At 42.5% G+C, this 20517-nt stretch carries 20 protein-coding genes, 1 tRNA gene and 1 pseudogene; 21 read left to right on the top strand and 1 reads right to left on the bottom strand.

The features are described from left to right. Positions 1–13 precede the first annotated feature (13 nt). From rplM to prfA, 4 genes are all read left to right on the top strand, one after another. Positions 14–475 (top strand): 50S ribosomal protein L13, encoded by a 462-nt coding sequence (gene rplM / locus PUQ00_RS20695; RefSeq protein ID WP_300420154.1) that lies wholly within the window; start codon positions 14–16, stop codon positions 473–475. After that, complete coding sequence (rpsI, locus tag PUQ00_RS20700; RefSeq protein WP_300420156.1) at positions 475–891, top strand: 30S ribosomal protein S9; 417 nt, start codon at positions 475–477, stop codon at positions 889–891. Before rplM ends, rpsI begins: the two co-directional genes overlap by 1 nt. 133 nt (positions 892–1024) lie before the next feature. Beyond that, the gene (gene rpmE / locus PUQ00_RS20705; protein ID WP_300420157.1) at positions 1025–1267 is read left to right on the top strand and encodes a 50S ribosomal protein L31; all 243 of its coding nucleotides are present in this window, start codon (positions 1025–1027) and stop codon (positions 1265–1267) included. A 105-nt stretch (positions 1268–1372) separates the two neighbouring features. Continuing rightward, positions 1373–2470, top strand: a complete 1098-nt coding sequence (gene prfA / locus PUQ00_RS20710; RefSeq protein ID WP_300420158.1) for a peptide chain release factor 1 — start codon at positions 1373–1375, stop codon at positions 2468–2470. A gap of 9 nt (positions 2471–2479) precedes the next feature. Here prfA and PUQ00_RS20715 read toward each other — a convergent pair whose 3' ends face one another. Further along, complete coding sequence (locus PUQ00_RS20715) at positions 2480–2605, bottom strand: hypothetical protein (protein WP_300420159.1); 126 nt, start codon at positions 2603–2605, stop codon at positions 2480–2482. Positions 2606–2776: 171 nt separating this feature from the next. Between PUQ00_RS20715 and PUQ00_RS20720 the strand changes: the two genes are divergently transcribed. The 17 genes and pseudogenes from PUQ00_RS20720 (at position 2777) to PUQ00_RS20800 (ending at position 20178) form a co-directional block, all read left to right on the top strand. Then, complete coding sequence (locus tag PUQ00_RS20720) at positions 2777–2899, top strand: hypothetical protein (RefSeq protein ID WP_300420162.1); 123 nt, start codon at positions 2777–2779, stop codon at positions 2897–2899. A gap of 45 nt (positions 2900–2944) precedes the next feature. Then, positions 2945–3136, top strand: coding sequence for a DUF29 family protein (locus PUQ00_RS20725; RefSeq protein ID WP_300420165.1), 192 nt, complete (start codon positions 2945–2947; stop codon positions 3134–3136). A 440-nt stretch (positions 3137–3576) separates the two neighbouring features. Next, positions 3577–4011, top strand: a complete 435-nt coding sequence (locus PUQ00_RS20730; RefSeq protein WP_300420166.1) for a hypothetical protein — start codon at positions 3577–3579, stop codon at positions 4009–4011. Positions 4012–4045: 34 nt separating this feature from the next. Beyond that, positions 4046–4836: pseudogene (locus PUQ00_RS20735) on the top strand (Rpn family recombination-promoting nuclease/putative transposase). A 156-nt stretch (positions 4837–4992) separates the two neighbouring features. After that, positions 4993–6678: an ABC-F family ATP-binding cassette domain-containing protein gene (locus PUQ00_RS20740; RefSeq protein WP_300420169.1), complete on the top strand. Its 1686-nt coding sequence runs from the start codon at positions 4993–4995 to the stop codon at positions 6676–6678. Positions 6679–6898: 220 nt separating this feature from the next. Further along, complete coding sequence (gene gpmI / locus PUQ00_RS20745; RefSeq protein ID WP_300420171.1) at positions 6899–8497, top strand: 2,3-bisphosphoglycerate-independent phosphoglycerate mutase; 1599 nt, start codon at positions 6899–6901, stop codon at positions 8495–8497. 164 nt (positions 8498–8661) lie between these two features. Continuing rightward, positions 8662–8895 (top strand): preprotein translocase subunit SecG, encoded by a 234-nt coding sequence (secG, locus tag PUQ00_RS20750; RefSeq protein ID WP_300420174.1) that lies wholly within the window; start codon positions 8662–8664, stop codon positions 8893–8895. 10 nt (positions 8896–8905) lie between these two features. Then, complete coding sequence (locus tag PUQ00_RS20755; RefSeq protein ID WP_300420177.1) at positions 8906–9721, top strand: peptidase; 816 nt, start codon at positions 8906–8908, stop codon at positions 9719–9721. Between the two features lie 517 nt (positions 9722–10238). Next, positions 10239–10919, top strand: a complete 681-nt coding sequence (deoC, locus tag PUQ00_RS20760; protein ID WP_300420194.1) for a deoxyribose-phosphate aldolase — start codon at positions 10239–10241, stop codon at positions 10917–10919. A gap of 83 nt (positions 10920–11002) precedes the next feature. Continuing rightward, positions 11003–11932: a DNA repair protein RecO gene (gene recO, locus PUQ00_RS20765; protein WP_300420180.1), complete on the top strand. Its 930-nt coding sequence runs from the start codon at positions 11003–11005 to the stop codon at positions 11930–11932. Beyond that, positions 11919–13571: an MFS transporter gene (locus PUQ00_RS20770; RefSeq protein WP_300420196.1), complete on the top strand. Its 1653-nt coding sequence runs from the start codon at positions 11919–11921 to the stop codon at positions 13569–13571. The genes recO and PUQ00_RS20770 overlap by 14 nt, the downstream gene beginning before the upstream one ends. Positions 13572–13911: 340 nt before the next feature. Next, positions 13912–15060, top strand: a complete 1149-nt coding sequence (locus PUQ00_RS20775) for a glycosyltransferase family 4 protein (RefSeq protein ID WP_300420183.1) — start codon at positions 13912–13914, stop codon at positions 15058–15060. Positions 15061–16201: 1141 nt separating this feature from the next. After that, on the top strand, positions 16202–17473 hold the full coding sequence (locus tag PUQ00_RS20780) for a glycosyltransferase family 4 protein (protein ID WP_300420184.1): 1272 nt from the start codon (positions 16202–16204) through the stop codon (positions 17471–17473). Positions 17474–18050: 577 nt separating this feature from the next. Further along, entirely contained in the window at positions 18051–18509 is a 459-nt protein-coding gene (gene rsfS / locus PUQ00_RS20785; protein WP_300420187.1) for a ribosome silencing factor, read from the top strand. Then, the gene (locus PUQ00_RS20790) at positions 18506–19006 is read left to right on the top strand and encodes a CGLD27 family protein (RefSeq protein ID WP_300420189.1); all 501 of its coding nucleotides are present in this window, start codon (positions 18506–18508) and stop codon (positions 19004–19006) included. The genes rsfS and PUQ00_RS20790 overlap by 4 nt, the downstream gene beginning before the upstream one ends. A gap of 95 nt (positions 19007–19101) precedes the next feature. Then, on the top strand, positions 19102–20055 hold the full coding sequence (locus PUQ00_RS20795) for an asparaginase (protein ID WP_300420190.1): 954 nt from the start codon (positions 19102–19104) through the stop codon (positions 20053–20055). Between the two features lie 46 nt (positions 20056–20101). Further along, positions 20102–20178 (top strand) — tRNA-Met (locus PUQ00_RS20800). Positions 20179–20517 lie beyond the last annotated feature (339 nt).

Here is a 20517-nt window from a genome sequence, read left to right on the forward strand (position 1 = left end):
GGATAAATGACAAATGACAACGAGTAAAACATACCTTCCTTCTCAAGCATCCCTTGAGCGTGAGTGGTACATAGTAGATGCCACCGATCAACGCCTCGGTCGCCTCGCCAGCGAAATCGCCCAGATTTTGAGAGGTAAAAAGAAACCCGAATATACACCCCACCTAGATACAGGTGACTTCGTAATCGTCATCAATGCCGAGAAAGTCGCAGTCACAGGCAAAAAGCGCACTCAAAAGCTGTACCGTCGCCATTCAGGTCGTCCCGGTGGGATGAAAACGGAAACTTTCGCTAAACTGCAACAGCGCATACCAGAGCGGATTTTAGAACAGGCTGTTAAAGGTATGCTACCTAAAAATAGCCTGGGTAAGCAGTTATTCACCAAGCTGAAAGTCTACGCTGGGCCCACGCATCCTCATGATGCTCAAAGACCTAAAGAACTACAAATTAGTACAATTCCTGGAGAAGAAAATTAATGGTAGTAGCAGATGCCAATAGCGGTCGCGCCGTATACTGGGGTACTGGTCGTCGTAAGACCTCAGTAGCGCGGGTACGCCTGGTTCCAGGCACTGGTCAACTGACTGTGAACGGTAAAGATGGAAATTTGTATTTCCAATTTAACGCTAACTACCTGGGAGTGATCAAAGCACCCTTGGAAACTCTGGGACTAGAAAACGAATATGACATTTTGGTGAAAGCAGAAGGCGGCGGCTTGACCGGACAGGCTGATTCTGTTCGTTTGGGAGTTGCTCGTGCTTTGTGCCAACTAGACCCAGACAACCGCCCACCTTTGAAAACCGAAGGTTATTTGACTCGCGATCCGAGAGCAAAAGAGCGGAAAAAATATGGTTTACATAAAGCCCGGAAAGCACCTCAGTACTCTAAACGTTAGGGCATTGGGCATGGGGCATTGGGCATTGAGGATTAATCAATAACCAATAGTTATTCTTCCCCTGATCCCCACTCCCTAGCCCCAATTGAAAGCTAAAAGTTATAATTTGTATAGATTCACCACAAAAGGAACAATGGCTAAATCTGATATTCACCCCAAGTGGTATCCAGACGCTAAAGTTTACTGCAACGGTCAAGTTGTTATGACTGTTGGCTCTACCAAGCCAGAATTGCACGTAGATGTTTGGTCTGGAAATCACCCCTTTTACACCGGCACTCAGAAGATTATTGACACCGAGGGTCGAGTGGAGCGCTTCCTCCGCAAGTACGGCATGAGCAGCACTCAAACATCTGGCGACGAACAAAACAAAAAGTAGCGGGTTGGCTCTGCTGTTAACGACGGCCCTGCATTCTTCGGGGTCGATTGTCATTTATATGCTCGAGCCAATTTGTTATTTTTTTAAGGAGCGATCGCACTCGTCATGGCTGAATCATACTTACTGGATAAACTTAAATCTGTTGAACAAACCTTTAATGAATTAACACGTCGTCTTGGCGATCCTGATACCGCTAGCAACCCTGATGAGTATCAAGAAATTGCTAAGTCTCGTTCTTCTTTGGAAGAGGTAGTTAATACCTATGAAATTTGGAAAGCAGCCCAAGAAAACTTGATCGGAGCGCGTCAGGTTTACAAAGAATCTGCAAGTGACCCAGAGTTGCAAGAAATGGCAGCACTGGAAGTAAAGGAACTTGAACAAAAAATAGAATATTTAGAGACTCGCTTGAAAGTCTTACTACTACCACGCGACCACAATGATGAAAAGAATATCATGTTGGAAATTCGCGCTGGTACTGGTGGCGATGAAGCAAGTATTTGGGCTGGCGATTTGATGCAGATGTACACGCGCTATGCCCAGACTCAAGGTTGGAAAGTTTCTCTAGTAAGCGAATCTCGAGGAGAAATGGGTGGCTGGAAAGAGGTCATTCTCGAAATTAAAGGTAATGACGTTTACAGCCAGTTAAAGTTTGAAGCTGGAGTGCATCGTGTGCAGCGCGTGCCGGCAACTGAATCTGGGGGACGGGTTCATACTTCCACAGCTACCGTGGCGATTATGCCAGAGGTGGATGATGTGGAAATTCATATTGACCCGAAAGATATTGAAATGACTACAGCCCGTTCTGGTGGTGCTGGTGGTCAAAACGTCAACAAGGTGGAAACAGCCGCCGACTTGATGCACAAACCGACAGGGATTCGGATTTTCTGTACAGAAGAACGCAGCCAGTTGCAAAACAAAGAACGGGCGATGCAAATTCTGCGGGCGAAGTTGTATGAAATGAAGTTACGCGAACAACAAGAGGCTGTAACTTCCATGCGGCGATCGCAAGTTGGTACAGGATCGCGATCGGAAAAAATTCGCACTTACAATTATAAAGATAACCGGGCTACTGATCATCGCTTAGGTCAGAATTATTCCCTTAACCCTGTTTTGGAAGGTGATTTAGAGACGCTTATCCAATCTTGTATATCTCTAGACCAGCAAGAACGTCTCGCAGAGTTAGCAACTTCTGCCGCTAACTAATTTTTGCTGTTAAATATCCTGTAAAACCACTTGTTGTACTGTTACTTTTAACATACACAGGTGGTTTTCTAATATCGTGTGGAGTGCATCTTCCATTTGACTAGGATAATCGTGATAGGCAAATTCGGACTTCATGACTAATTTAACGTGAGTTCGACGGAACCTCACCCAACCTCTTCCCTTGTAGGCTATCGATTACCTTGACCTTTCTCAAAATTTGTAAGAGTATTCACTCACGTTTTTTGTCACACTCATTCGTTCGTCGTTAAATAATTCGTAATTCGTAATTCTTAATTAAGTTTTGCAATGGGGATTTTAACCTTACAGCAAAACTTACTGCCTGTAGAGGCAGGGGAATTAAACCCCCAAATTGAGCAATGGGTGCATAAAAAACTTTTCCGACCTGGTACTATTCCTTTTCGTAAATAAACGTGAGTTCGATGGGTTAAAAATGGCACAAAAAAAGGCAGACATTTGCGACAGAACCCTAGTTTAAAGTCTCGAATAGAAGAAGTTTTGTTAGATGGTTTTGAAGCGGGAGTCGATTTGGCGCTACGAGAAACTAACTTACCATTACGAACTTTTCCAGAGCATTGCCCCTATCTATTTGATGATGCGATCGCAGACAATTTTCTGTGCGATACTCGTCAAGACTGGGAAGGATAATTCCTGCCATTTTTCTTGATTAATTCATAACATGGGAATTGCCAAAAATACTTAGGGTAATCATCAATCCAAAATGGTATAGGAATCGTATTTGATTTTTGAAATTATCTACGTAGGCGGGGAGTGGGGAGTAGGGAGTAGGGAATAGGGAATAAGGAATTAGGCTTTTCGAGTTGTACCGAACTTTTTCAGAAATCAAATATTAATCCTATAGCAGGAGTAAGCATTATTCTCAAGCGTTTGATTATTGGATGCGGTTAGTACCAGATCGTCCTGGTACGAAAAAACACACATCTTGACTCAATCGCTGTAATCGCTTTATGAAAAAAATTGCTGAATCCTTTTCATAAACCTTGGTAGTTAGTAATGATCAGTAGGAAATTTAGGCGATACTTTGGTCAAACGAAAGCAATATAGTCAAGCCGCACAAAATCATCGCGTTGGCAAAAGGTGATTTGGTGGGATTTTTTAAACCAGATCATGCCAGTGAAGTTATTAAGTTTTTAAATGAGCAAGAAGTTTTAAATAAAGCATTAAAAATGGCTTGCACTGATTTAATTAAAAAAGTGGGCGGCGATACGAATAAAGTCAATTATTTAATGGGTAAATATATAATAACTAGTGAACCTCGGAAGCATGGAACTAGAGCGATCGCAGTTTTACTTAATGATAGGCAAAAAGAACTTGACTTGAGTAACCAGGAGTTTGCTAAATTCTGCGACACCTTTAAATTATCTCCCACGGAACTGAATAATATTTATGCTGGAGAAGCATTTGATGATAGTTTGTTAGTTCCACTATCACGTATATTAGGGATGGCAAAAGAGCGGTTGCTCGAAGTGCGGGATGGTTCTGAAGAACAAAGTAACACATGAACAGCAAATCAAAATCTTCAATTGATATAAAATTGTGAAAACAGACATCATCTTTTATCGGCTGTTTCAAGAATTCCCTGATATCTTCTTTGAACTTATTGGTAATCCTCCAGAAGAAGCTAGCCTTTATCAATTTTCATCAGTTGAAATCAAACAAACAGCCTTCAGAATCGATGGTGTATTTATGCCTACACAAGGAAGTGAGAACCAGATTTATTTTCTGGAAGTGCAATTTCAAGCTGATGGGGAAATTTATTCACGGCTAATTGCAGAAATATGTTTATACCTGCGTCAGAATCAACCACAAAATAACTGGAGTGCTGTAGTTTTGTACCCAAACAGAAGTGTAGATACAGGAGCAAACATTACCATGAGTTTTTCACAAGTGGGCGCGTCAGACGGATTTATATTGATGAATTAGGTGAGGCTGCATCGCTTCCACTTGGTATTGCAACTGCTAAATTAGTAATTGCAACCGATGATATAGCGATCGCTAAAGCTTGGGAATTGATAGACAGAACTAAGTCTGAGATAAGCTCACCACTAAAACAGCAGCAATTATTACAATTTATAGAGACTATTTTGGCTTACAAGTTTCCTACAATGAGTAGGGAGGAGATGGAGGAAATGTTTGGCTTAAGCGAATTAAAGCAAACCAGATTTTATCAGGAAGCCTTTCAGGAAGGTATTGAACAAGGTGAGCTTAAAGGTAAACTAAAAGCAGTACCAGCAATGTTGGCAGCAGGGTTGACTGTAGAACAAGTAGCAGAGGCGTTAGATTTGAGTGTCGAAGAAGTCAAACAGATAACACAAAGTCAGCCTTGAGATGGATGTGGCAAGTTTTATTCGTGACTTAAGGCAAATTTTGTTTGCGGCTCCCCAGACTTGATCACGACGAATTTATAGTTAATTTTTGTTAATATTAGAGGCGGTGTTAGTACTTCGTCCTCAACCACCCACTCCCTACCTGAGAGAAACTTAATGCTGCGACTAGAACATATAAGTAAAATTTATCCCACAGGCGAAGTTCTCAAAGATATCAACTGGGAAGTTAAACCAGGCGATCGCATTGGCTTAGTCGGTGTCAACGGTGCTGGAAAATCCACCCAACTCAAAATCATCTCTGGGGAAATTGAACCCACTGCTGGCGAAATCATTCGTCCTAATAGCTTACATATAGCCTACCTCAACCAAGAGTTTGAAGTAGACCCCACCCGCACCGTTAGAGAAGAATTTTGGACTGTCTTCAAAGAAGCCAACGAAGTACAGTTATCTCTGGCGCATGTGCCACAAGAAATGGAAACGGCTACCCCAGAGGAACTCGATCGACTGATCGACAAGTTGGATCGTTTGCAGCGTAAATTTGAAGCCTTAGATGGCTACAACTTAGATGCACGTATCGGGAAAATCTTACCAGAGATGGGGTTTGGGCTAGAAGATGGCGATCGCCTCGTCAGTGCCTTCAGTGGTGGTTGGCAAATGCGGATGAGTTTGGGTAAAATACTTTTGCAAAAACCCGACTTGTTGCTGCTGGATGAACCGACTAACCACCTGGATTTAGAAACCATTGAGTGGTTGGAAAATTACCTCAGAGGGCTGGTTACGCCGATGGTAATAGTTTCCCATGACCGGGAGTTCCTTGACCGCCTCTGCACCCAAATTGTAGAAACTGAACGTGGCGTTTCCAGTACTTACCTTGGTAACTACTCGGCATATTTGTTACAAAAAGCCGAAAGTCAATCAGCACAACTTAGTGCTTACGAACGCCAACAGAAAGAATTAGAGAAACAGCAAACCTTTGTTGATAGATTTCGCGCCAGTGCTACCCGCAGTACCCAGGCAAAAAGCCGGGAAAAGCAACTCGACAAAATCGAGCGCATTGAAGCACCCATTGCTGGTATGAGAACTCTACACTTCCGTTTTCCCCCAGCACCCCGCAGTGGACGCGAGGTTGTGGACATTAAAGATTTAACTCATCTTTATGGTGATAAAATCCTGTTTTTAGCAGCAAATCTCCTAATTGAAAGGGGCGATCGCATTGCATTTCTTGGCCCTAATGGTGCTGGGAAATCGACCCTTCTACGCGTGATTATGGGTATGGAACCACCCACAGAAGGTAGCGTTAAATTAGGCGATCACAACGTTCTTCCCGGTTACTTTGAGCAAAATCAAGCTGAAGCCTTGGATTTGAAGAAAACTGTCATGGAAACTATCCATGATGAAGTTCCCGATTGGGATAATCAAGAAGTCCGCACACTTTTGGGACGATTTTTATTCACTGGTGACACAGTATTTAAAGCAGTTGGGGCATTAAGTGGAGGAGAAAAAGCTCGTCTGGCGTTGGCAAAAATGCTCTTACGTCCTGCGAACTTACTAATTTTAGATGAGCCGACAAACCACCTAGATATTCCAGCTAAAGAAATGCTGGAAGAAGCGCTCAAAAATTATGATGGTACGGCAATTGTGGTTTCCCACGATCGCTATTTTATTTCTGAGGTAGCAAACAAAATCGTCGAAATTCGTGATGGTGAATTCCGCGTTTACTTAGGAGATTATCATTACTATCTCGAGAAAATTGCCGAAGAAAAAGAACAAGCAAAGTTAGCTGCGATCGCTGCCGAAAAAGCTGCTAAGAAAGCTGCAAAAGCTTCCACAAAAAGGAAATAAGGGGTTGGATACTGCCTTAGTAGTAGTGCGGGAGCGCTACTACTAAGTAATCACTCCTTATTAGCGTTCAAAAACATCACAGAAAAACTACTAAAATTTAAAAATATTTCAAAAAACTGTAAGTTCTTCATAAAACAAGTTAATAAGCAAAAATTCACTTGCGGCAGGGATTAGCAGTGGTATCATTCGGGTATTACAAACAGCAAAGGGCAATTTTACTATGACCAAAGCACCTGTTGCTCCTGTGGTGCTAGTCATTTTAGACGGATGGGGCTACTGCGAGGAAACACGAGGAAACGCTATTGTTGCTGCTAAAACTCCCATCGTGGACAGTTTATGGGCAGCTTACCCGCATACCCTCATCCACACATCAGGAAAAGCCGTAGGGTTGCCAGAGGGTCAAATGGGCAACTCGGAAGTTGGTCATTTGAACATTGGTGCTGGGCGAGTTGTACCCCAAGAACTAGTACGCATCTCCGATGCGGTCGAAGACGGTTCTATTGCCTTAAACCCAGCACTCGTCAAAATTTGCCAGGAAGTTCGTTCTCGGAATAGCAAGCTGCATCTAGTCGGGCTTTGTTCTGAGGGAGGGGTACATTCGCATATCACCCATCTATTCGGACTACTTGACTTAGCTAAAGACCAGCGAATTCCAGAAGTTTGTATCCACGCCATCACCGATGGTCGTGACACCTCCCCAACTGACGGTGTAAGAGCAATCACACTGCTGCAAGATTATATAGACCGCACAGGAATTGGGCGCATAGTCACCCTCAGCGGTCGCTACTACGCGATGGATCGCGATCACCGCTGGGATCGGGTCAAACGCGCCTACGACATGATGATACAAAATAGTGTTGGTAATGGTCTCAAGGCTGTGGAAGTCTTGCAAGCATCTTACGACCAAGGGATAAAAGATGAATTTGTCAACCCAATCCGAATTGCTCCCGGCGCAATCGAACCAGGGGATGGGGTGATATTTTTCAACTTCCGCCCTGATCGCTCCAGACAACTGACTCAAGCTTTGGTCAGTCCCACGTTTAAAGGTTTTGAAAGACAGCAAATCACGCCGTTGTCCTTTGTCACCTTTACGCAGTATGATTCAGACTTACCCGTGGCTGTAGCCTTTGAGCCTCAGAATCTCAGTAACATTCTGGGAGAAGTCATAGCCAATCACAGTCTGAATCAGTTCCGCACTGCCGAAACAGAAAAATACGCCCACGTCACCTATTTCTTTAATGGGGGTCTGGAGGAACCTTTTGCTGGAGAAGACCGAGAACTGGTAAGTAGCCCAATGGTAGCGACTTACGATCACGCCCCAGCGATGTCAGCAGCAGCAGTTACAGATGTAGCGATCGCTGCGATTCAAAAGGGTACGTATTCCCTAGTTGTGATTAACTATGCCAACCCCGACATGGTAGGGCATACTGGTCAAATCGAAGCTACCATTACAGCAATTGAAACAGTTGATCGCTGTTTAGGACGTTTATTAGAGAGCGTTATCAAAGCCGGCGGTACAACAATTATTACTGCCGATCACGGCAACGCTGAGTATATGCTAGATCATGGGGGTAATCCGTGGACAGCCCACACCACTAACCCAGTTCCCTTGATCTTGGTGGAAGGAGAGAAAGTCAAAATCCCTGGATATGGTACAAATGTCGAACTGCGAAGCGATGGCAAGCTATCCGACATCGCCCCCACAATTTTAGAGATTTTACAGTTGCCTCAGCCACCAGAAATGACAGGGCGATCGCTGCTGAAAACAGCAGAATATGAGCTACAACGCACTCGCACCCCCGTGCAAGTGGGGCTGTAAAAGAGTTAGGAGTTAATAGTGAGGAGTTAATAATTAAGAGTTAATAGTGAAGAGTGATCAATTAAAACTTTCCTAATTCCTAACTCCTAACTCCTAACTCCTAACTCCTAACTTCCAACCCTGAATTCTGTTTTTTAAAACTTCTTATAAATGAGATTCCTACCATGATAGTTTCTAATATTGTGCAAGGCATTTGGGCATTTTCCGCTACTGGTTTGATTATCTTAGTTTTACTGCATAGCCCCAAAGGTGATGGCATTGGGGCCATTGGCGGACAAGCCCAGCTATTTAGCAGCGCCAAAAGTGCAGAAAACACTTTAAACCGAATTACTTGGGCATTGACAGTAATTTTTCTGGGTTTAACAGTAGTTTTAAGTGCTGGTTGGCTCCCTAAATAAGGATAGGTAAATGGGGAAAAAAACCGAACACCCAATACTTAACACCTTAATAAATTTAATTTCACGGCGGTTAATTACAGCTCTTGTCTTATTTATTGGCACAGGGCTGTTAATCATTCTTACTAATCTCCAGTCGAGTAATGGGTTTACAAAAATACCAAAATATGTATACTCAAACTTAATAATTTCTCTCCCTACCTCATCTTCGCCAAAACCCCATCCTTTACCGCCCACACTCGCACGCTGGCAAGATAGTACCAACAGTGGTGACTACTTTTCCCAAATCAGAACAACCCAAGTTGGTTATTTAGTCTGGTCGCAATTTCCGGTTCGAGTTTACGTAGAACCACCAAAAGCTGTCAGCGAAAAACAAGCTCAAGCATGGGTTAACGGTGTCTTGCAGGGCGTACAGGAGTGGAGTACTTATTTACCTTTGACAGTAGTCGAACAGCCAGAAATTGCTGATATTACGATTGTGCGAAAAGCGCCACCTCTACAAATTTCCCCTGGTAGTAATATACCTCGGGCGCGATCGGCACAAACTACTTACGAGTTATACACCAGCAACAAAGTTTTATCCCACCGCTTCACCATCTTGCTAAGTCCCAGTCAAACAGGTGAGTATATCCAAGCAGCAGCCCGCCACGAATTTGGACACGCTTTGGGAATTTGGGGTCATAGTCCGCTACAAACTGATGCTTTATACTTTTCCCAAGTTCGTAACCCGTCGCCTATTTCTGCAAGAGATGTAAATACCTTAAAGCGGGTTTATGAACAGCCAACCAGTTTAGGATGGTCTTTAGTCGATAATTCAAAGATGAATTGATCAATAGGTAAACTATAAGCTCGTCAGTACGGCAAAAATGCTATTAATAGCGAAATAATCATAAATCCGTACCAAGTTATACTTGATACAAATGTACTTTTTACTGATTTACGATCTAACCGTGGTGTATCTTACAAACTGTTAACAATTCTTAATGATAGGCGTTGGTAGTTAAATGTTTCTACCACCTTAGTATTCGAGTATCAAAAAATTCTCAAACGAAAAAAAGAGCAGCTTGGATTGAGCGATGAAGAAGATATTGACAACGTTATTAAAGCTATTTGTAGAATGGCTAATAGCAGGTAATTGGATTTATATAATGTTTTTATCTTTGAAGCGTCTTCACGGATGGACTTAAATATTTACAGTAATTCCCCAACATCTACAAGGCCGACATCCAAGAGAAGTCAGCAGGTTGTTTTCAGGATAAACTAGTAATAAATATGGTTTAATACATATATAAGAAATGTTTTAATTTTTTATAAAGTTTAATAATCAATTAGTGGCAGAAGACATGATGGCAGCAGACTATCCAGACATTGATATTGCGCCATTTATCGATCACGCCCTGCTAACGCCAACGGCTACTCCAGAGCAGGTTGAGCAGTGGTGTGAAGAAGCATACAGATTCAATTTTGCGGCGGTTTGCTTGTACCCTGCCTATGTCAAACAAGCAGTCGAACTCCTCCACGGTAAGAACCCGAAAGTGTGTACAGTGATTGGCTTTCCGGCTGGTGCGACGACTTCAGCAGTGAAACTATATGAGGCTCAAGAAGCGGCGGATAGTGGGGCTACTGAGTTGGATGTGGTAATGAACTTAGGCTGGTTGAAAGCTGGTAAAACTGAAGAAGTTCACCGAGAAATTGCCGAAATTTGTGAAGAGACTGGGCAAACTGTCAAGGTTATTTTGGAAACCAACCTGTTGACAGATGCGGAGAAAAGAATAGCTGCTGAAATAGCGATGGAGGCGGGAGCGGCATTCTTAAAAACTAGTACAGGTTGGAATGGTGGTGCAACAGTGGCAGATGTGCGACTTTTGCAGGAATTGGCCAAAGAAAGGGTGGGAATTAAAGCTTCGGGTGGTATCCGTACTATAAATCAAGCCCTAGACTTAATCGTAGCGGGTGCTACTAGATTAGGTACATCTCGCGGCATGGATTTGATCCGCCAGCGCGATAACCTGGGGAAGGGTGAATAGTCATTTGTCCTTAGTCATTTGTCATTTGTCCTAAGCTAATGACTTTTGACCAATGATTAATAACTACCAATGACTAATAACTAATGAGTAGAACCTACAAAGCAACCGGAATTAATCTTAAAACTCAGGTGCTGGGAGAATCGGATAAAATAGTGACGATTTTAACACGCGAATTCGGTCTAATTAGAGCAGTGGCTCCAGGGGCACGTAAGCACAATTCCAGCCTGGGCGGCAGGAGTGGGATGTTCGTTGTGAATGAACTATTGATTGCGAAAGGGCGATCGCTCGATAAAATTACTCAAGCACAGACGTTAAAAACTTATCCTGGTTTAACTAAAGATTTGGGAAAATTGGCTGCCAGCCAGTATTTAACAGAAATAGTTTTGTGTCAAGCTTTGAGCGAACAACCCCAAGAAGAACTTTATGAGTTGTTCAATGAACATCTCCATCGGTTGGAGGCAATGTCTAGTGCAAATCCATTTGGGGTTTTGGCTCATCTCGCTCATGGGGTGTTTCACCTTTTAGCCTTAGCAGGACTGACACCGCAAGTGCAAGTTTGCTGCTTATCTGGGCATCCCCTCAAACCAGACTTTACAGACCCTAACTGGCAGATAGGATTTAGCATCCCTGCGGGTGGAACGGTTTGCTTAGAAGCTTGGAAACGTTTACGAACAGAAAAAGAGAAGGACACAGGGATACAAAGAAATTCATCTTTTTCTCCATCACCCAATCACCCGATTATCCCATCACCTCCAAAAGCTGGCTCCCAAACAGTTGTTGTGCATCGGCAAGAAATACCTGTGATTTCTAGTCGTCTGGGTGCTATAGAATTAGGTCTGCTTCAACATCTGTCACAACCAGAGATAATGCAAATTGATGGTGCTAGAGATCATAACTGGTTATCTGTTGAGCAGATTTTGCGCCAGTATGCTCAGTATCAATTAGGTCGCCCTATTCGCTCTGCTACCTTGATCGACTCTTATTTTGCTGCCAACCATGATGCAACCGTCTGATTTGGATAAAAAAATCCTGCCTTTGTCACCAAGCCTCGCCAAAAAACAGAATAGGGCATTAGATCCTACAGTTAAAAATCACCTGAGTGCCGTTTCTAAGTGTACATCTAGTCAAATCAATGGCGAAGAAATGTCCCCAAAAGACGTTTCTAAAAACGATCAAAATTGCACAGAGGAGATCCCAAAAACTGATGTTCCAAGTCAATCAGAAACAGAATCTGAGGACAAATTAACCACTGCTGAGGTAGATAGCAACGGCACTGGCAACGGGCAGAGTTTGCCAGTATCCACTATCCCAGAAAAAGAACCACCGAAATTAGATGGGTCTGGTTCAGGTGGAGAAACTGTTTCGGGGAATGTAACACCGCAGGGGTTTTTGCCTGTATTAAAAAACCCTAATTTCCTGGCTCTTTGGGGCGGTCAAGTTTTCTCCCAACTAGCAGATAAAGTTTATTTGGTGCTGATGATTGCTTTGATTAATACTCAGTTTCAAGGTAGTAATCAGAGTATTAGTGGTTGGGTATCAGCCTTGATGATGGGTTTTACTATTCCAGCCGTATTGTTTGGTTCTGTTGCTGGCGTGTTTGTCGATCGCTGGTCGAAAAAGGCTGTGCTGGTGGCAACGAATATTTGGCGCGGCATCCTGGTTTTATCAATTCCCTTCCTGCTGTGGTTGACTCATGATTGGCAACCCATAGGAGTGCTGCCAGTAGGTTTTTTAATCATCCTGGGCGTAACTTTTTTAGTTTCCACACTGACGCAGTTTTTTGCACCGGCAGAACAGGCGGCAATTCCTTTGATCGTAGAAGAACAGCATTTACTCTCGGCAAATTCACTTTACACGACAACGATGATGGCATCGGTGATTGTTGGGTTTGCCGTCGGGGAACCATTGTTAGCGATCGCTGATGGACTTTGGCTGCAAATTGGTGGTAATGGTAGTTTAGGTAAGGAACTTTTGGTAGGTGGTAGTTATGCGATCGCTGGACTCATTTTATTCCTCCTAGCAACTAAGGAAAAACACCACGACCCCGATACAGAATTCCCTCACGTATTCTCTGATTTGCGGGACGGTTTCAGCTACCTCAAAGCAAATCATCCCATCCGCAATGCTTTGCTTCAGCTGATTATCTTGTTTTCTGTCTTTGCAGCATTAACTGTTCTAGCCGTTCGGATGGCAGAAATAATTCCCAACATGAAAGCCTCCCAGTTCGGTTTTTTACTAGCAGCTGGCGGTGTTGGCATCGCTGCAGGAGCAACAATTCTCGGTCAATTTGGTCAACGCTTCTCCTATACCCAACTGAGCCTGTATGGTTCTATGGGCATGGCAGCATCCCTGATTGGTCTATCAGTATTTACAACCCAACTGTGGCTAGTGTTGTTACTGGTAGCGCTATTAGGTATCTTTGGAGCGTTAGTGGGAATTCCCATGCAAACTGCAATCCAAACAGAAACCCCTCCAGAAATGCGTGGTAAAGTCTTTGGCTTGCAGAACAATGTAATTAATATTGCCCTCTCGTTACCTTTGGCATTAGCTGGTGTAGCAGAAACCTTTCTGGGATTACGGATAGTTTTTTTGGGATTAGCAGCGATCGTCTTTTCAGGAGGTATATTAACCTGGTATAACTCACATAAGTAGTTGGTTATTATTCATTACCTTGAAGTAATTACTAATTTCCTTAAAGCTTTTGTGTTCATGGTAAACTGTCGTCAGTGAAAATTTATCACATACTTGCGGGATATCAATCTGACATTAGTCAGAATAAGTTGTTTAAATATCAGAAATTAACAACTTATAAATAGAATAAATAAAGCCATAAATCCACTGGTTTAATCAGCTTAAAATAGGCTTTTTAAACTAGATTGTGGTGGGAATCTGTAATAACTAAAAAACCCAGCAAGTATAGCTAGATAAAAAATCACAAAGGACACATAAGTAAGTAATAGATCAAACCGCTTTTCTTACAGCTAAATAAAGAATGCGTATAGCCTGGATTGGAAAAAAATCGCCCTTTTGCGGCAATGTCACCTACAGTCGAGAAATTACAAATGCCTTGCTAGATAGGGGACATCAAGTGAGCTTTCTTCACTTCGCGCAGGAAGAGTCTGAACCTGATAATTGGCCAAATCTTCGAGAGGTTTCACTCCCTTTCATTTACAAATCCCAGGTTTATACAATTCCCACTTTTAAAGCGACCAAAGTTTTAACAGAGTCGTTGCGGGAAATCAAGCCAGATGTAGTCCATGCTTCCTTGACGCTATCTCCTCTAGACTTTGTTCTACCGGAAATCTGCGAGGAACTGAGGTTGCCCCTAATTGCCACTTTTCACACACCGTTTGCTGGCAAGGGGGCAAAGCTGATATCAGGAACACAACTTTTGGCTTATCAGCTCTACGCGCCTTTTTTAGTTAACTACGATCGCGTGATTGTATTTTCTCAAATTCAGCGAGAATTATTGGCACGGATGGGCGTGCGGGAAGAAAATATCGCTGTAATTCCCAACGGCGTTGATACTATTAAGTACTCTCCAGGACTTTCTCAAGTCAAAGCAGAGTTTAAAGCCGAACGCTTGTTTGTCTATCAGGGTCGCATAGCGCCAGAGAAAAATCTCGAAGCCCTGCTTCGGGCTTGGAAGCAGTCGCCAATGGAACCTGGTAGTAAGTTGTTAATTGTTGGCGACGGCCCTTTGAAGTCTTCTTTAGAGCCGTTTTCTGGTTGGGAATACGGCATTATCTGGTTGGGATTTGTCGCTGATGAATACCGACGCATTGAAATTTTGCGGGGGGCAGATGTATTTGTTTTGCCTTCATTGGTAGAGGGTTTGTCACTATCTCTGTTAGAAGGAATGGCCTGTGGGTTGGCTTGTTTAGCAACAGACGTGGGTGCAGATGGAGAAGTATTGGAAAAGGGCGCAGGTGTAGTTATTAATACTAAAACAGCGCGATCGCAATTAAGAACCCTCTTGCCAGTGTTCCAAGATCATCCAGAGTTAACAACCCTACTAGGGCAAAAAGCCAGACAGCGTGTATTAGACCGCTATACCCTTAGTAAAAATATTACTCTGCTCGAAGAGCTTTATAAAGAAGTTTTAGCACAGCGACCTCTACCGCTAAGTCGTAAAGCGTAGGGAAAGAGAAGAAGTGCGATGCCTAGTTTGGGCTGCGCCTACGCATTTTTACGCTCATCACTGTTCTCCAGAGGCATCAAGTCCAGTTTAGTTTTTCTGCCTCAGTATTATATTAGGTTTTAACCTTGCTCCCATAATCAGCACAGAACAGTGACGAAATCCCCATACTTGGCGATTAGAACTTTCGTAAGCTGAAAATATTCTTAATGCGTAAGGATTCAGGCGGTGATAGTTTTAACTTCTTATCTAATATTCCTGCTTTGAAAATCCCATCCTTCAAATCCTTGCGGAAAATACTAGGTCTTCTCAAATCAACCCGGCTAAAGTCCTGCTCCCCAGCATTATATCTTTAGAACAACTCTTCACCATCCATAATTTAACTCTCGTATCAAGCGACACATAAAATATAATTTTTTTAACGAAAATATACCTTAGTTAGTAACTTTTGCTTACCAACTTTTATTCGTATATCCTTGATAAAATTATTTCGCAAACCAATGAGAATAATTCTTTCTCTATCTGGGTTATAGGGTACACTCTCCGTCATCATAGCCGTATTCTAGCAACGGTAGATTGATAACCTGCCGTAAATAGCTGTATGCAGCAATGCCATGAATGAGGAAAAAATTTCATTAACATAAACAATATTAAAACCCCTATAGGACTCCTATTTGATTTTTGAAAAAACTCCGTACAACTCGAAAGGGCTGATTCCCCATTTCCTACTCCCTACTCCCTACTCCCTGCCTACACAAATAAGTTCAAGAATCAAATCGGATTGCTATAGTTTCAAGACCTAAATCTCGGAATCCTGAACCAGCAAAAAAGGAGAAAATACAAAGGCGATCGCTTATTCAACAACGACTCTTGTCAAACAGTCTTAATTAATATCGGAAGACATAGAGTTTTTACTTACGTACCAATCAAAAATGTCTACTGGAAATGCTGCTTAAATAGTCAAAAAAATTCACAGTTTCTCTAAGTATTTAATATCAAAGTTTACTCAATCTTTAAGGAAAATACCTGACATAAAAACAGTCTGAAGCGACAATTAAATATAGGAGTTCCCAAGCTCCAAATCATATTTAAGACAAATATTTGTCATTAAATAAAAAACCGGGATACTTCAGACTAATTTTTTATGCGAATTTTAATTTACTCATACAACTACTATCCAGAGCCAATTGGTATTGCCCCACTGATGACTGAACTAGCAGAGGGGCTAGTAAAGCGTGGGCATCAAGTGCGCGTAGTCACCGCTATGCCCAACTACCCTGAGCGTCAAATTTACCAGGAATATCGGGGCAAGTGGTATCTCAACGAATACAAAAATGGCGTTCAAATTCAACGCAGTTACGTTTGGATTCGTCCACAACCCAACCTATTAGATCGGGTATTACTAGATGCTAGTTTCGTTGTCACTAGTTTTGTGCCCGCCCTCATGGGTTGGCGTCCAGATGTTATTCTCTCAACATCGCCATCCTTGCCAGGCTGTGTACCAGTTGCTCTTTTAGCATGGTTACGTGCTTGTCCTGTGATCTTAAATCTACAAGATATATTACCAGAAGCAGCCGTCCATGTCGGTCTACTAAAAAATAAATTGCTCATCCAGTTGTTTACATTATTGGAAAAATTTGCCTACCATACTGCCAGCAAAATTAGCGTCATCGCCGATGGGTTTGTGGACAATTTGCGATCTAAGGGCGTAGAAGCTGACAAAATTGTGCAAATTCCCAACTGGGTTGATGTAAATTTTATCCGCCCTTTGCCTAAAGAAGATAACCCTTTTCGCGTAGCACATAATCTGAATGGGAAATTTGTAGTACTTTATTCTGGTAACATTGCTCTAACTCAAGGCTTAGAAAGCGTCGTTAAAGCTGCTTCTGTGTTGCGCCATATCCCAGATATTGTTTTTGTGATTGTTGGAGAGGCAAAAGGTTTACAGCGATTGCAACAGGAATGTCTAGACTGCGGCGCAGATAATATTTTGCTACTGCCATTTCAACCCCGCAAATATTTGCCACAAATGTTGGCAGCTGCCGATGTTGGCTTGGTGGTGCAAAAGAAAAATATTGTATCCTTCAATATGCCGTCAAAAATTCAAGTGCTACTTGCCAGTGGTCGGGCTTTGCTTGCCTCTGTGCCTGACAATGGTACAGCAGCGAAAGCCATCAGACAAAGTGGCGGCGGAGTTATCGTTCCTCCAGAAGATCCCCAAGCTTTAGCAATGGCAACTTTAGATTTGTACCAAAACCCCGAAAAAGTCAAAACTCTAGGTTATAAAAGTCGTCAATATGCCGTTGAAAACTATGGTTTTGAGCAAGCTTTAAATCAGTATGAGTCGTTATGTTACTCATTGACGGCAAATAGTGGAGCAATTCAGTCTACAAGAGTTACAAAACAAGAAGTTTAATCTCCGGTAGTAGAGTTAGATTACATACCCGCGCCTTCAGTGTGATTATACTTGTATCGCCATTTTAGCCTCAGTATCTAAATACAAACAGACTTTAAAAGTAGTCAATTATACTTTTTAATATACAGTAATAGACCAAAAAACATATTACATAATGTAATATGTTTAATTTATTCTTGGCCACTGACTTACCGGCAAATTATTAGTACAGCATGGCGGAAATAACTATCGAGTTGAAAAAGGTAACAAAACCTTAATTTAAATGCTTTGGTTGCTTCTGCCTCATGCCTCCTTGCATTAGCTTTACAATATTAGGCTGTTTGATTAATCTGCGATTATTTTCGCGGGAAATTCTTGCTGAAAAGCTATTGGTTGATTTATTGCTGCACAATAACCATTCGTAACTGCTGATTGCTGATCTCGAAATCTAAACAGCCAATTATCAAACTAGCCCCATAGACACCTGTTTTTTGTTAGTATTCAAAAAAACCTATTGACACATTTTCAGATCAATTGTTTGTTATTTGTAAGTAAATGTAAACAATTGTTTCAAAAGAAAGAAAGCACCTGAGGTTTAATGACTGATTATTTCCAAGGAAATTTCCCATTACAATCTGTCCCACTGACGAAGAGTGTGGTCAAGAGCTACGCCCAAACCGAAGAAGCGAGCACAGTATTAGCTGCAACGATCGCAGAAGCGGCATCAGATCGCAAAGCAGGTGAGATTATATTGCTCAAAGTAGCAGAGGTATCTTACCTAGCTGATTACTTTGTGATGATGACTGGCTATTCTAGGGTACAAGTAAGGGCGATCGCTCAAGCAATTGAAGGAAAAGTCGAAACTGAGTTGCAACGGCGTCCCTTAAGGACAGAAGGAAAAGCCGAGGGGAGTTGGATATTACAAGACTACGGTGATGTGATCGTTCACATCATGACACCCAAGGAACGGGAGTTTTATAATTTAGAAGCGTTCTGGATTCATGCAGAGCGTATTTCCCTTCCAGAATCTGATGAGGGTGAAAGTAAGCCAACATGATTAGGTCTTCGGTTTCAAATTGTCCAGTTCCTACAGACCAACAACCGCTCAATGAATACGAAGAGTTAAAAACTTCCTGGCTATTTCGTGATAGCACTTTAGATTGGCGCGAGTATATCACGAAAATTGTTTGGATTTGGGGTTTATCTTGGCTCTTAGCAGGGCCTATAGCTGCGGCAAGTTTTCCTCCTCACAAGTATATTGCACATTTTATCCTCTGTGGTGCAGCCGCAGCGAGTGTCGGGGTAGTGCTAGCACTGGTAAGGTTATACTTAGGCTGGTTCTACGTGTGTGATCGCCTTTGCAGTCCTACAGTCTTTTATGAAGAGTCAGGCTGGTATGACGGTCAAACTTGGACGAAGCCACAGGAAGTCCTGAATCGCGATCGCTTGATTGTTGCATACGAAATCAAACCCATTCTGCGGCGGTTACAATTTACCTTTGCTGGCTTGGCGGGAATGTACCTTATTGGTACTATAGTTTGGCATTTGTTTTAAAGAGTGATGTGGTCATTAGTCATTAGTCATTAGCTAAGGACTAATGACTAATGACTAATGACTAATTAATTAAAAAAGGTGATAAATATAAACCCATGACAATGGGAAAACGAACTCAAGCCACAGCACTGGAAGTCCGGCTGCTGCGGGAAGGTATTATTGAATCCAGGCATATAGTCCAAGCTGTTGTATGCGACGAACGAGGACGGGTTCTAACCGTTGCCGGAAATTCTGAAACTGCTGCATTTATCCGTTCAGCCCTCAAACCATTTCAGGCACTCGCAGTCACCACTACAGGTACACTGGAACGCTATGACCTCAGCGATCGCGACTTAGCAATTATTACGAGTTCTCACAAAGGAACAATAGAGCAAGTCCGACAAGTATTTAACATCCTTTGGCGGGCTGATCTTGACCCAACTGTACTCCAATGTCCAATTCCTCAAGGTAAGCGAAGTCCTCTGGAATACAATTGCTCTGGTAAACATGCGGGAATGTTAGCGGTTTGTCAGCAACGCCATTGGCCCTTGAATAACTACTTGGAACGTAAGCACCCAATACAGCAATTAATTTTGGGCAAAGTAGCAGAGTTGCTGCGAATGCCAGCTGAGGAATTTATTAGCGCTCATGATGACTGTGGCGCACCAACTTATCTGATGCAACTCGGTCATATGGCGTCTTTGTATGCGCTGTTAGCCTCTAGTACCAATTTGGATCTAGAGCGCATTGTCCGGGCTATGACTCATCACCCCGCGATGGTAGCAGGAGATGGAGAATTTGATACGGAACTGATGCGCTTAACTCCAGGGGAACTGGTCAGCAAAGCTGGTGCCGAAGGAGTGCAGTGCATTGGTAGACTTGGTGAAGGAATGGGATTGGCAATCAAAGTTATGGATGGGACAAAACGGGCAAAACATGCCGTTGCTATTCACTTACTCCAGCAAATGGGTTGGATTAGCCCCAGTGCCGCAGAAAGCCTCTCAGAAAAGTTTGTGACCTTGGGAAAATACAAGCGTTTAGAAGTAATTGGAGAATTATCATTTTTGTAGTTGCCAAACTCTTGACTATAGGTTATGCTATAAAAGTTAAGAGCGACGCGGGATAGAGCAGCCTGGTAGCTCGTCGGGCTCATAACCCGAAGGTCAGTGGTTCAAATCCACTTCCCGCCACCAAATAAAAGATAAAACAAAGCCTCGTAATCTGAAAAGATTCCGGGGCTTTGTTTTGATGCTCAGGTATTTTATTTAACTATCTGCTGAAGCTGTGGTAATGCAATTTATTTATGAAGATGGGGCTATAGGATTTACGCAAAACTAAACGCTGTAGAGGCAATTTATGAATTGCCTCTACGTAAATGAACCGCAAGCTCCCATAGGATTAGTATAAAATTCTTTAGATACTATTTCTTTGCTCATTTCACAATACTCCAGTAATTATAATTTAAAGAATATATAGGAATCCTATTTGAGTTTTGAACAAGCTCCGTACATCTGAAGAGTGGCAAAGTCAAA

Origin of the sequence: Nostoc sp. S13 (assembly GCF_029379315.1) — a bacterium.
Lineage (GTDB): Bacteria > Cyanobacteriota > Cyanobacteriia > Cyanobacteriales > Nostocaceae > Nostoc.

What these genes read in the sequence shown, in the direction of transcription:
- PUQ00_RS20795 (WP_300420190.1), top strand. Translation starts at nt 19,102, where the DNA reads ATGACAATGGGAAAACGAACTCAAGCCACAGCACTGGAAGTCCGGCTG.
- prfA (WP_300420158.1), top strand. Translation starts at nt 1,373, where the DNA reads ATGGCTGAATCATACTTACTGGATAAACTTAAATCTGTTGAACAAACC.
- secG (WP_300420174.1), top strand. Translation starts at nt 8,662, where the DNA reads ATGATAGTTTCTAATATTGTGCAAGGCATTTGGGCATTTTCCGCTACT.
- PUQ00_RS20720 (WP_300420162.1), top strand. Translation starts at nt 2,777, where the DNA reads ATGGGGATTTTAACCTTACAGCAAAACTTACTGCCTGTAGAGGCAGGG.
- rpsI (WP_300420156.1), top strand. Translation starts at nt 475, where the DNA reads ATGGTAGTAGCAGATGCCAATAGCGGTCGCGCCGTATACTGGGGTACT.
- PUQ00_RS20715 (WP_300420159.1), bottom strand. Translation starts at nt 2,605, where the DNA reads ATGAAGTCCGAATTTGCCTATCACGATTATCCTAGTCAAATGGAAGAT.
- PUQ00_RS20755 (WP_300420177.1), top strand. Translation starts at nt 8,906, where the DNA reads ATGGGGAAAAAAACCGAACACCCAATACTTAACACCTTAATAAATTTA.
- gpmI (WP_300420171.1), top strand. Translation starts at nt 6,899, where the DNA reads ATGACCAAAGCACCTGTTGCTCCTGTGGTGCTAGTCATTTTAGACGGA.
- rpmE (WP_300420157.1), top strand. Translation starts at nt 1,025, where the DNA reads ATGGCTAAATCTGATATTCACCCCAAGTGGTATCCAGACGCTAAAGTT.
- PUQ00_RS20780 (WP_300420184.1), top strand. Translation starts at nt 16,202, where the DNA reads ATGCGAATTTTAATTTACTCATACAACTACTATCCAGAGCCAATTGGT.
- PUQ00_RS20790 (WP_300420189.1), top strand. Translation starts at nt 18,506, where the DNA reads ATGATTAGGTCTTCGGTTTCAAATTGTCCAGTTCCTACAGACCAACAA.
- PUQ00_RS20770 (WP_300420196.1), top strand. Translation starts at nt 11,919, where the DNA reads ATGCAACCGTCTGATTTGGATAAAAAAATCCTGCCTTTGTCACCAAGC.
- recO (WP_300420180.1), top strand. Translation starts at nt 11,003, where the DNA reads ATGAGTAGAACCTACAAAGCAACCGGAATTAATCTTAAAACTCAGGTG.
- PUQ00_RS20740 (WP_300420169.1), top strand. Translation starts at nt 4,993, where the DNA reads ATGCTGCGACTAGAACATATAAGTAAAATTTATCCCACAGGCGAAGTT.
- deoC (WP_300420194.1), top strand. Translation starts at nt 10,239, where the DNA reads ATGGCAGCAGACTATCCAGACATTGATATTGCGCCATTTATCGATCAC.
- rsfS (WP_300420187.1), top strand. Translation starts at nt 18,051, where the DNA reads ATGACTGATTATTTCCAAGGAAATTTCCCATTACAATCTGTCCCACTG.
- PUQ00_RS20775 (WP_300420183.1), top strand. Translation starts at nt 13,912, where the DNA reads ATGCGTATAGCCTGGATTGGAAAAAAATCGCCCTTTTGCGGCAATGTC.
- rplM (WP_300420154.1), top strand. Translation starts at nt 14, where the DNA reads ATGACAACGAGTAAAACATACCTTCCTTCTCAAGCATCCCTTGAGCGT.